This window comes from Latilactobacillus sp. VITA-14 (assembly GCF_046580785.1).
Classification (GTDB): Bacteria; Bacillota; Bacilli; order Lactobacillales; family Lactobacillaceae; genus Latilactobacillus; species Latilactobacillus curvatus.
This window is the reverse complement of sequence record NZ_JBJKTM010000003.1, coordinates 122,888-133,781: the sequence shown is the minus strand read 5'-3', so window position 1 is coordinate 133,781 and position 10,894 is coordinate 122,888. Positions and strand designations below refer to the sequence as shown.

General features: G+C 41.7%; 13 protein-coding genes and 1 rRNA gene. 11 read left to right on the top strand and 3 right to left on the bottom strand.

The genetic code is table 11. From position 1 onward, the window contains the following. Positions 1 to 29 precede the first annotated feature (29 nt). Together rrf and trxA are read left to right on the top strand one after the other, a co-directional pair. Positions 30 to 146: ribosomal RNA gene (gene rrf / locus ACF1X7_RS02655) — 5S ribosomal RNA — on the top strand. A gap of 73 nt (positions 147 to 219) precedes the next feature. Continuing rightward, positions 220 to 543 (top strand): thioredoxin, encoded by a 324-nt coding sequence (trxA, locus tag ACF1X7_RS02650; RefSeq protein ID WP_004270591.1) that lies wholly within the window; start codon positions 220 to 222, stop codon positions 541 to 543. Between the two features lie 105 nt (positions 544 to 648). Here the strand turns inward: trxA and ACF1X7_RS02645 are convergent, their stop codons facing one another. Beyond that, complete coding sequence (locus ACF1X7_RS02645; protein WP_069467874.1) at positions 649 to 1,836, bottom strand: multidrug effflux MFS transporter; 1,188 nt, start codon at positions 1,834 to 1,836, stop codon at positions 649 to 651. 230 nt (positions 1,837 to 2,066) lie between these two features. Between ACF1X7_RS02645 and ACF1X7_RS02640 the strand changes: the two genes are divergently transcribed. Further along, the gene (locus tag ACF1X7_RS02640; RefSeq protein ID WP_069467875.1) at positions 2,067 to 2,825 is read left to right on the top strand and encodes a threonine/serine exporter family protein; all 759 of its coding nucleotides are present in this window, start codon (positions 2,067 to 2,069) and stop codon (positions 2,823 to 2,825) included. Positions 2,826 to 2,840: 15 nt separating this feature from the next. Continuing rightward, entirely contained in the window at positions 2,841 to 3,308 is a 468-nt protein-coding gene (locus tag ACF1X7_RS02635) for a threonine/serine exporter family protein (RefSeq protein WP_004270599.1), read from the top strand. A gap of 349 nt (positions 3,309 to 3,657) precedes the next feature. Here ACF1X7_RS02635 and ACF1X7_RS02630 read toward each other — a convergent pair whose 3' ends face one another. After that, positions 3,658 to 4,413, bottom strand: a complete 756-nt coding sequence (locus tag ACF1X7_RS02630) for a MurR/RpiR family transcriptional regulator (RefSeq protein ID WP_411162408.1) — start codon at positions 4,411 to 4,413, stop codon at positions 3,658 to 3,660. 203 nt (positions 4,414 to 4,616) lie between these two features. On the opposite strand from ACF1X7_RS02630, the gene ACF1X7_RS02625 reads away from it, so the two are divergent. Beyond that, entirely contained in the window at positions 4,617 to 5,795 is a 1,179-nt protein-coding gene (locus ACF1X7_RS02625) for a 6-phospho-beta-glucosidase (protein ID WP_411162407.1), read from the top strand. A 3-nt stretch (positions 5,796 to 5,798) separates the two neighbouring features. On the opposite strand, the gene ACF1X7_RS02620 is transcribed toward ACF1X7_RS02625, so the two are convergent. Continuing rightward, positions 5,799 to 5,981, bottom strand: a complete 183-nt coding sequence (locus ACF1X7_RS02620; protein WP_411162410.1) for a hypothetical protein — start codon at positions 5,979 to 5,981, stop codon at positions 5,799 to 5,801. On the opposite strand from ACF1X7_RS02620, the gene ACF1X7_RS02615 reads away from it, so the two are divergent. The 6 genes from ACF1X7_RS02615 (at position 5,903) to ACF1X7_RS02590 (ending at position 10,884) form a co-directional block, all read left to right on the top strand. Next, complete coding sequence (locus ACF1X7_RS02615) at positions 5,903 to 6,100, top strand: MurR/RpiR family transcriptional regulator (RefSeq protein ID WP_039098192.1); 198 nt, start codon at positions 5,903 to 5,905, stop codon at positions 6,098 to 6,100. The two genes, ACF1X7_RS02620 and ACF1X7_RS02615, sit on opposite strands and share 79 nt — an antisense overlap. 32 nt (positions 6,101 to 6,132) lie before the next feature. Then, positions 6,133 to 6,636 (top strand): SIS domain-containing protein, encoded by a 504-nt coding sequence (locus tag ACF1X7_RS02610; RefSeq protein ID WP_235601683.1) that lies wholly within the window; start codon positions 6,133 to 6,135, stop codon positions 6,634 to 6,636. 14 nt (positions 6,637 to 6,650) lie between these two features. Then, positions 6,651 to 6,794: a hypothetical protein gene (locus ACF1X7_RS02605; protein WP_158022162.1), complete on the top strand. Its 144-nt coding sequence runs from the start codon at positions 6,651 to 6,653 to the stop codon at positions 6,792 to 6,794. A gap of 22 nt (positions 6,795 to 6,816) precedes the next feature. Next, a complete protein-coding gene (locus ACF1X7_RS02600; protein ID WP_411162406.1) occupies positions 6,817 to 8,142 on the top strand; it encodes a PTS sugar transporter subunit IIC in 1,326 nt (441 codons plus the stop codon). A gap of 14 nt (positions 8,143 to 8,156) precedes the next feature. After that, positions 8,157 to 9,257 (top strand): family 1 glycosylhydrolase, encoded by a 1,101-nt coding sequence (locus ACF1X7_RS02595; RefSeq protein ID WP_411162405.1) that lies wholly within the window; start codon positions 8,157 to 8,159, stop codon positions 9,255 to 9,257. Positions 9,258 to 9,486: 229 nt separating this feature from the next. Continuing rightward, entirely contained in the window at positions 9,487 to 10,884 is a 1,398-nt protein-coding gene (locus ACF1X7_RS02590) for an L-cystine transporter (RefSeq protein WP_064777494.1), read from the top strand. Positions 10,885 to 10,894 lie beyond the last annotated feature (10 nt).

The window sequence follows — 10,894 nt, the reverse complement described above, 5'->3', positions numbered from 1 at the left end:
GTTCTTCTCAGTGCGCAAGCACAAAATAGTGTGGTGGCGATAGCAAGAAGGATACACCTGTTCCCATGTCGAACACAGAAGTTAAGCTTCTTAGCGCCGATAGTAGTTGGTGGGAAACTACCTGCGAGGATAGGACGTTGCCGCGCAAATATAAAAAGGTTGAGCCGAAAGGTTCAACCTTTTTTGTAGTAATTAAATAATAAGTTGGGAGAAATCTGCATGATTCAAACCGTAACAGAACAGAACATCGCAAGCTTTGTTCAAACACAACCGTTAGTGATTTTAGACTTTTGGGCGGATTGGTGTGCACCTTGTCGGATTATGACACCGATGATTACTGAACTACATGAACAATTAGCTGATCAGTTTGGCTTAGGAACCGTTGATGTAGAGGATCAAGCAGCGTTAGCTGAACAATATGCGATTCAATCCGTTCCAACCCTATTAATCTTCAAAAATGGTCAGGCGACAGAAAAGGTAACTGGCGCTTTTCCAAAAGAGAAGTTAAAAAGATACTTAGATAAGAAAATCGCTGAAATGTAATCAGCGCATTAATAGTAGCCCGCAACTTTCATTGGAGAGTTGCGGGTCTTTTTTGATAAGTAGAAATAAAATAACCCCCTTAGCTATTGTCTAAGGGGGAGATGATTATTGACGAACCATGTGGATAACACGTTGATAAAGGATTAATGCGCCAATCTCACAAAGTAAAATCAAAACAGCTAATGGAAGATAGGTATAACTGCCCATCACGCCAACTAATGGGGAAAGAAAAATGCCGAAAACATACATGCCAAGTCCAAGCACTGAAGAAGCAATCCCTGCATGTTGTCCTTGGCGTTGTAAGGCCAGTGAGGTGACAACGGCATTAATTAGACCAAGTGTTGCGACCACTAGGAATAAACCAATTAAAGCTAACCAGAGACGATTAGAGCCAAAGCCACTAATTAAGACGCAGATGGCACCGATTAAACCACCAATTAAGCCGATTTTTAATTGTTGTAATTCATCAAACCAATGGATTAAAATGGTGGACATTTCAGCCATTAAGATAATCCCAATCCCATTGATTCCGTAGATTAGACTGAAAGTTGATTTAGAAAGACTAAAGACATTTTGAAGCATGAAACTGGAACCTGAAATATAACAGAACATTGCCCCATAAACGAGGCCTTGAATTAAAACAAATAGGATGAATGGGCGATCTTTAAAAATGGCTTGAATACCAAGGCGCGATTGTTGTGCCGATTGCGCGCTTGTGGATACTGTGTGTGTTTCTTTGAATCCCAAAATGATGCCTAACAATAGAAGAAGGCCAACAATCCCTAAAAAGCCGAAAATGCCTTCCCAAGAGGTGAAACGGAGCAAAGCACTTCCTATTAATGGTGAAATGATGGGGAAGATACCGTTGATTGCCATGAGTAAGGCAATGAATTTTGTCAATTGTTTACCGTCAAATAAATCTTTAGCGACTGCTCGAGTAACGACCTGTCCTGCAGAGCTCGCTAACCCTTGAATAAACCGTAAAAGGAAGAATAGCCAAATATTGTGGGTGACTAACGATAATAGACACGCTGTAAAAGCAAGGGCGGTTCCGATTACGAGTGGCTTTTTACGGCCAACACGATCGCTCCAGGCACCCATGAAGATGGGGCCAATCGCAAGTCCAGCCAAACACATGGTTAGACTCAGTTGAATCATGGAAGCAGATGAATGAAAATCAGCTTCCATAATCGGAAATGCTGGTAGATACATATCCACTAGTAGGGGTCCATAAGCACTCAGTGAACCAAGTAAAACAGATAACCATAGTGTTCTTTTTTTTGTTAAAACCATGTTAATAAACCCTCCTAAATAAAAAAGTGTAAAAAAATAGCCCGTTGAAAACGTAGCTAGCGCCGAACGAATTTAATTAATTACTATTCATGTTGCTTCTTAGTTACACTAACATAAGAAGTCGGGTTTGTGGCGATATATGAGCAATTTTTAATATGTAAATGGTTTCTATTTCAGTTTAAACAAGTTATGATGGAGACAATGAAAAAGTTGTCGAATGAGGTTTTGCCATGAAAATTGCCCAAAAAAATAAAATATTAGAAACCTGCCTAATTGCGGGACGGATTATGATTGAAAGTGGTTCTGAAATGTACCGGGTTGAAGATACAATGAACCGGATTGCTTATAATGCAGGCATTCAAAAGAGTGTTGTGTTTACGACACCGACCGGTTTATTTATCGGAATTGAGAATCAACCTTATGTGCAACTAGGCGCTGTTGCGGTGCGGACGATTAACCTTGAAAAAGTTGAAAATGTGAATACTGCTTCACGGCAATTTGCGACTAAGGAAATTACGTTGGATCAGTTAATGTTACGGTTAAAACAAATTGATCAGGATACAGCTCATTTTCCGTTGTGGTTACAAATTACAGCTGCAGCAGTTATTTCAGCGTTTTTGATGATTATTTTTTCTGGTGAATATGATTGGTTAGATATCATACCGTCAGCGGTAGCCGGTGCTTTAGGCTATGCCGCCTTTGCGGCGGTCAATCGGGTCACAACGATTCGCTTTATCGGTGAATTTTTAAGTGCGACAGTGATTGGGATAGTCGCCTATCTATTAACTAGGCGGCACTTAGGAGTCGATATCGATAATATTATCATTGGGGCTGTAATGCCATTGGTACCTGGTGTAGCGATTACCAACTCGATTCGAGATTTACTAGCAGGGCATTTATTATCTGGTATGGTACGTGGGATGGAGGCCATCCTGAGTGCCTTTGCAATTGGAACGGGGATTGCGCTCGTATTTAGATTCTTTATGTAAAGAGAGGTTCATCAGATGCCATATTGGGTTCAGTTTATTATTCAAGCGTTATTTAGTTATATTTCAACGGTTGCGTTTGGAATTTGTATTAATTTACCAAGACGCGCATTATTATGGTGTGGCTTTGCCGGTATGGCAGGGTGGCAGGTCTATTGGATGCTCTTTAACTTTGGTAGCGGGCGGATGCTTGCTAATTTGTTGGGTGCGTTAGCTGTTGGGATTTGTGGCAATATTATGGCCCGTTATAAGCGGATGCCGGTGATTATCTTTAATATTCCAGGGTTAGTGCCCTTAGTGCCCGGCGGAACTGCGTATCGTGCGATTCGAAACCTCGTGCTAGGCAACTTAAATGAAGCTTCGACACAAGGTGTTGCAGTGATCATGATTGCTGGTGCGATTGCCGTTGGCTTTATGTTAGCGCAAATTTTAGCCGATATAACACGAAAACGAGCGATTACGCCGAAATGGGTATCGCGTCACTAAAAAGTATGCTATAATAAGTTCATGCGATGAGTCGAGTAAGTCTCGGTAGGCAACTATTCTGCGAAGGCAGCTAGGAGACCCAAAGATACAGGATACCACGGTTATTCATTTAACCACTTGCCGTATTGCAAGGGTGTTTTCGCCCGCTGTGTTGTGGAGCACAAGGTGTTTATTCTTCGGAATACTGTGAAAAAAGCCCCTTCGGTCAGGAAGGAGCTTTTTTTGTGCGTTCATTTTCTTGCATGACAGCGTTACTGATGGTGCGATGGTCGACTAATTCACCAATCCGTTTTAGATGTTTTAGATGTGCATCGTAGTGTTCCGAAAAAACGAGCGCGTATAAAAACATTTAATAGGAAGATGATGGAGGTATTAATGGTAAAGTTGCCAATTTTCGAGTAGAGTTTTTCACGGGTTGTAATCGGTAAAAGCAAGTGCATTCTTGCGAAAGTCGATTTTCACCGATACTGGTAATCGCAATCGTCGGGATATTGCGGGTGCGTAAAATAGTGTTAAGTGCTAGTAAGTTGGGATTCTCGCCAGAATAGGAAATTAAAATCGCGCAAGCATCCGGACTAAGATTATAGGCATCGTAGTTTTCCTCGCCACGAACCGCAGATAGCGTAACGTTTTTTTGAATACGATTCATTTTGAGGGCAAAATCTTGCGCGATGAGTAAGTTTGAGTTTTGGGAGAAGATTTGAATATGATTTGCCTTGAGGAGCAATGATTTAGCTTGACTCAGATGGTTGTGGTCGAGTAAAAAGAAGATATCATCAATCGTCATTTTGTCCAAGACCGCCATTTTCTTACAAATGGTCATCAAACTATCCGTACTCGAAAAGGGCAGATTGGGATCGATACGCGTAAAATGTTTATTGAGGTAGCGCCACTCTTCTAGATAGTGTTTCTTAAAAGATTTCCAACCGTCAAAATGGAGTTTTTTGGCAATGCGGACCAGACTGGACGGTTGCGTATAGGTTTGAGCAGCAATTTCTTGGATGGAAAGCTGATCGAGTGCTTCTGGAGCCGTTAACAAGTAATCCACAACCACGGTTTCAGCGGGGGAAAACGCGAATGTCTCTAGTTTTTCTTTAATTAACATGTAACCGCCTCCTTTTTCAAAAGATTAGCGATATTTGTAAAATAAGTCAATCGATACCCTAGTGATTTGTAAATTAAATTCGCGTTTAGGCCATTAATATCGGCAGTTTATGCGAACTCACTTTTAAACGAGGGCATAAAGGTGGGGCTTGCGGTTTGCGTTAGGTATGCTTAATTTGTAAACAAATCAAAGGAGGCATTCAGATGACACGGAAAGTAAAAATTGCAACGATTGGTGGCGATAGTAGTTACACGCCAGAATTGATGGAAGGGTTTATTAAGCGCTATGCGGAATTACCAATTGGTGAAATCTGGTTAGTAGATGTTGAAGCAGGCGATTGTCGGAAAAATGGCGCTAGTGGGATGTTTAAAGCATTTCGAACCATTCCCGTTATTTTAGAAATTGTTGCAGATATGAAGCGCCTCTGTCCTGACGCATGGTTAATTAATTTTACTAACCCAAGTGGCATGGTTACCGAGGCAGTTTTAAGCTACGGTCAATGGGAAAAGGTGATTGGTTTGTGTAATGTGCCGGTCGTCGCTAAGATGGGAGAGGCTGAAACGTTAGGTGTGCCACAGACGGATTTAATCTATAAATTTGCAGGGGTTAATCACTTTCACTGGCATAAAGTAGCTGATAAAAAAGGTCAAGATTTAACGCCGCAATTGATTGATAAATTATATGAAGAAAATAGCGGGTTACCGAAAAATATTTTTGATGTTCCTTTCTATCGGGAACAGTTACAGCAAATGAACATGATCCCGTGTGGCTATCATCGTTATTACTATCGTGCTGAAGAAATGTTAAAGCATGGTTTAACGGAATATGCGACTGAAGGTACGCATGCGCAGCAGGTGAAAGTCATTGAACACGAATTGTTCGAGTTGTATAAAGACCCTGATTTAGATTACAAACCTAAACAACTTGAACAACGCGGGGGGGCTTATTATTCAGATGCAGCCTGTGAAACGATTGCGTCGATCTATGCGAATAAGAATACAGAAATTGTGGTTTCAACGCGAAATAACGGGGCAGTCCCTGATTTGCCAGCGGATTGTGCGGTTGAAGTGACGGCCTATGTTGGTGGGGCTGGTGCGCGAAATGTTGCGTTTGGACCATTGCCAACAGCAGAACGTGGTTGGTTACAGATGATGAAATCAATGGAATTGTTAACCATTGAAGCTGCGATAACGGGTGATTATGGCACAGCTTTACAAGCCTTTATTAGCAATCCATTGGTGCCATCCGGTGAAACCGCAACGCGCGTCATGCATGAACTACTGATTGCGCATAAGGCTTACTTACCTCAGTTTGCAGACACTATTGCACGGTTGGAAAAAGAAGGCATAACGATTAAGGATGAAGTGGTTCGAAAGATGTAGTGATCATCCAAAAAAGGATTGGCGAGCAGCGAATCCTTTTTTTAATCCCTTAAAAGGCGCTATAATCTGTAAAGATTGATAGAATGGTAGCAAGGGGTGGTTAGTAAATGTTTGAACTTGAAAAAATCCAGCAGTTGAATACATTGGAGCTATCAGTTTTAAAGTATGTTTTAAATCATCGCGCACAGGTCGAAAAAATGACGATTCGTCAGTTGGCGACCCAAGCGCATGTATCGACGTCAACAATCTCGCGGTTTTGTGAGAAGCTAGGGTCGAGGGGTTTTCGGAATTCAAGTATATGCTAAAGCAAGAGCGGTTGGCGCAAAAAAAGACATCGATGCCTGAATATGATGTCATGTTGCCAATTACCGAGTTTTTGGATAAAACGAATAATGAAACGTTCAGACAGCTTTTATCACAAACAACGGCATTAATTTTAGAGGCACAAGCTGTCTTTTTCTTTGGGATCGGCACTAGTGGTGCACTGGCTCAGTATGGTTCGCGTTATCTTGCCAACGCTGGTATTTTCTCGCTGAGCATCAATGATCCATTTACACCGGTGGGGATGCGAGAAACAGTCGTGGCGGATACCTTATTAGTGGGGCTCTCGGTGTCGGGGGAAACAACTGAAATGCTGGCACAAGTTGAGCAATATCAAGCAGGAAAAGGCAAAGTATTGGCAATTACCAACAGTACGCATTCGACTTTAGCGCGGTTAGCGGACGTTGTGATTCCGTATTATATGCCTGAAGAAAAGAATGGTTCCTTGAATAATACGACGCAGATACCGGTGGTTTATATTCTAGAGTTGCTAGCACATCGGGTTGCTTGCGTTCAGTAAGTGTTGTTTGAAACATGTTTTTTTTAAGAAACAAATACCAATCAGTGGGGCATGTGTTTATCACCGTTAAAGGACTAGTCGCCCAGATGGCAAAGTGCCATACTGCAATTATGAAAGCGCATTCTGAGGCGGTGATGTTGATCAATCGCCGTGATTAAATAGCGAAGGGAAGTTAAACACATGAATACTTGGATTAATACTAAATTAATGCCACCTATTATGAAGTTTGTTGCGACGCGGCCGATTACAGCGTTGAAAAATGGGATGCTATACGTGATGCCATTTACAATCGTTGGATCGATTTTCTTAGTTTTAGCCAACTTGCCTGTTAAGAGTTGGGCCGATTGGATGGTTTCAACTGGTTTGACCCCATATTGGAACGTTGCCTATAACGCATCGTTTGCAATTATGGCGTTAATCGCCGTTGCGGGGATTGCTTATTCTTGGGTTCAGGATGAAGGTTTTGATCCGTTTCCAGCCTCATTACTTGCTATTGTTTGTTTCTTATTAGTGACGCGCCCAAGCACTGCCATTGTTTCGGCATCCGGTAAGATTGTTGTCTCTGTTAAAATGATGAGTCAACAAACCGGGTTTATTGATCGGACTTGGCTTGGTGGACAAGGGATGATTACTACCATTATTGTCGGTTTACTAGTCGGTTGGATTTACTCAGCTTTCTTAAAACATGATATTCGGATTAAATTACCAGAACAAGTGCCTGCGAACGTTGCAGGTTCCTTTACCGCTTTGATTCCAGCTGTTGTTTTAATTAGTGGCTCACTCTTGGTTTATATCTTCTTCGACAAGGTTGCAAACTCAACCTTAACAGAATCAATTTACAATACCATTCAAGCACCACTTCAAGGAATTACCGATTCATTTGGTGGCATGTTAGCCATTTCTTTCTTAGTACCATTCTTGTGGTTCTTCGGGGTGCATGGTTCAACAATTGTTGGTGGGATTATGGGGCCTTTATTGCAAGCCAACTCACTGGCTAACCAAAAAATCTTGGGTTCAGGCAAAGCATTAACGTTAGCTAACGGTTACATTGTGACGCAACAATTACTTGATCAATTTATGACAGTTACCGGTGCTGGGATGACAATTGGGATTGTTGTTTACATGGCATTCTTTGCCAAATCAGCACAATTCAAAGATTTAGGGAAATTATCATTAGCACCAGCGGTCTTTAATATTAATGAACCGATTTTATTTGCTACACCAATCGTGATGAACCCGATTATGATGGTGCCATTCTTCGTGACACCAATGCTATCAGCAATCTTAACGTGGACTGCGATTCGGGTCGGTTTAATCCCAATGTTCCCCGGAACGTTGGTACCATGGACGACACCACCAATCATTTCTGGGTTATTAGTGGGTGGTTGGAAGACTGCATTGTGGCAATCCTTAATGTTATTAATGACGTTCTTTACGTACTTACCATTTATTCGGAAACAAGATCACTTGAACTATGCTTCAGAACAAGGTGCAACAACTAAATAGGGGGAAAGGTCAACATGGGACAACTTAGAAAAGATTTTTTATGGGGCGGCGCAGTGGCTGCTCATCAATTGGAAGGCGCTTGGCAAGCGGATGGCAAAGGGATTAGTGTTGCCGATGTGATGACTGCCGGGGATGTTAATCATCAACGGGGGATTACAGATGGTGTACAACCGGGGCACAATTATCCGAACCACGAAGGCATTGATTTCTATCATCGTTATCCAGAAGATATTAAGTTATTTGCCGAAATGGGGTTCAAGAGCTTTAGAACATCCATTGCATGGACGCGGATTCTTCCGAATGGGGATGAAGCACAACCCAACGAAGCCGGCCTTAAATTCTATGATGACCTATTTGACGAATGTCTCAAATATCATATTCAACCAGTTGTAACGCTCTCGCATTTTGAAATGCCATATCACTTGGTCACGGAATACGGTGGTTGGCGTAATCGCAAAGTCATCGACTTTTTCTTGAACTTTGCTGACGTACACTGTCATGGGCGCTATCCAGAATGGCTCTTACAATATCAAAAGAACCAACACTACGATTTGGACATTACCGCAGATGATTTGAAAGAATTGGCTGCAGGGACAGTTGATTACATCGGCTTCAGTTACTACATGTCATTTGCAACCAAGGACAAAGGTGAAACAACGCTTCATTATGATGAAGAATACGATTTAGTACCTAATCCATATGTCAAGGCATCGGAATGGGGCTGGCAAGTTGATCCAGTTGGCCTACGTTATGTAATGAATTGGTTCAATGATCACTATCACTTACCAGAATTTATCGTGGAAAATGGGTTTGGTGCTGTTGATCACGTTGAAGCAGACGGCCAAATTCACGATCCTTATCGGATTGATTATTTACGCGACCACATTGTTCAGATGAAAAAAGCCGTGGAAGATGACGGTGTTGATTTGATGGGCTATACTTCATGGGGCTGTATTGATTTAGTTTCAGCAGGCACCGGACAAATGTCGAAGCGGTATGGGTTTATCTATGTTGATAAAAATGACGACGTAACGGGGACGTTGGCTCGTTCTAAGAAAGACTCTTTCTATTGGTTCCAAAAGGTAATCGCCACCAATGGGGATGACCTAGCATAATCATGAATAGTGGCGCAGGCAAATTGATTTTGTCTGCGCTTTTTTGTTGAAAGAAGCCCATGCATTATTAATAACCCATTTTTCTGAAATAAAACTGTTATTTTATCGTGAATTAACACTAGGCAATTACCATTATGAAATAAATTATGAGAATTAGGGCCTATCTAATGCAAAAATAATCACTATCGTTTACAATAAGTAAGTATTAAAAATGGAATGGGGTAAAGAAATGACAATTACATATGTCGTCATCAACATCGTGATCATGCTCATCATGTTACTTGTTTTAAACAAGATGGCCCGGATTCACGTTAAGTTTAGTCGCCGCGTTTTCACGGCATTGGGGGTCGGGATTTTATTCGGTGCACTCTTACAGATTATCTTCAAAGCAGATTCAACGGTTGTCAAACAAACAGCTGATTGGATCGGCATTGTCGGCAACGGTTATGTCTCGTTCTTAAAGATGATCGTTATGCCGTTAGTCATGGTTTCGATTATTCAAGCCATTACGAACTTGGAATCATCTAAGGGCTTAGGGAAGATGGCCGGCATGGTCATTGGAATCTTAATCTTTACAACCTTAATCGCAGCCACAGTTGGTTCAGTGACAGCGGATGTTTTCGGCTTAAATGCGAGTGATATTCAATCAGGCCAAGTCGAAAAGGCCCGCTCGAAAGAATTACAAACGAAGCTAGGCGATGTACAGGAACAAACTGTTCCTGAAAAAATCGTTAGCTTCATTCCTGAAAATCCATTCATGGATATGACGGGTTCACGACCTACATCAACATTAGCTGTTGTGATTTTCTCAGCTTTCTTAGGGGTGGCAGCATTACAATTACGGCGTAAAAAGCCGGAACAAGCAGAAATGTTTAATAAAATCGTTAACGCCTTGTACGCGGTTATCATGCGCATGGTAACCTTAATTTTACGGATGACACCTTATGGGGTGTTAGCCTTAATGACAACGACCGTAGCACAAACTAATGTTAAAGGAATTCTCAGTCTAGGCGAGTTCGTGATTGCCTCTTACGTGGCATTAATCATCATGTTCTTGATTCACTTCCTATTAATTACGTTCACGGGGTTAAATCCAATCAACTACATTAAAAAAGTGATTCCAACGTTAATCTTTGCGTTCACGTCACGGACGAGTGCGGGTTCAATTCCAATGAACATTGAAACCCAAACGAAACGTTTAGGGGTTGAAGATGGGATTGCTAATTTATCGGCTTCATTTGGGGCTTCAATCGGTCAAAACGGCTGTGCGGGTGTTTATCCAGCAATGTTAGCTGTGATGATTGCACCAACTGTTGGGATTAATCCTTGGAGCATCGGTTTCTTGGTTAAATTAATCTTGATTGTTGCAATCAGTTCCTTTGGGGTTGCTGGTGTCGGTGGTGGCGCAACATTTGCCGCTTTAATCGTGCTTTCTTCAATGAACTTACCAGTCGGGTTAGCCGGACTATTAATCTCAGTTGAACCATTAATCGATATGGGTCGGACAGCCTTGAACGTTGATGGCTCAATGACTGCTGGGGTCTTAACGGCTCACTTATTAGGTAAATTGGATAAGAACAAGTTTAATGATATGAGTTTGACGGAAGATTCAGACGAAATGGCTTAATTTCAAAAAA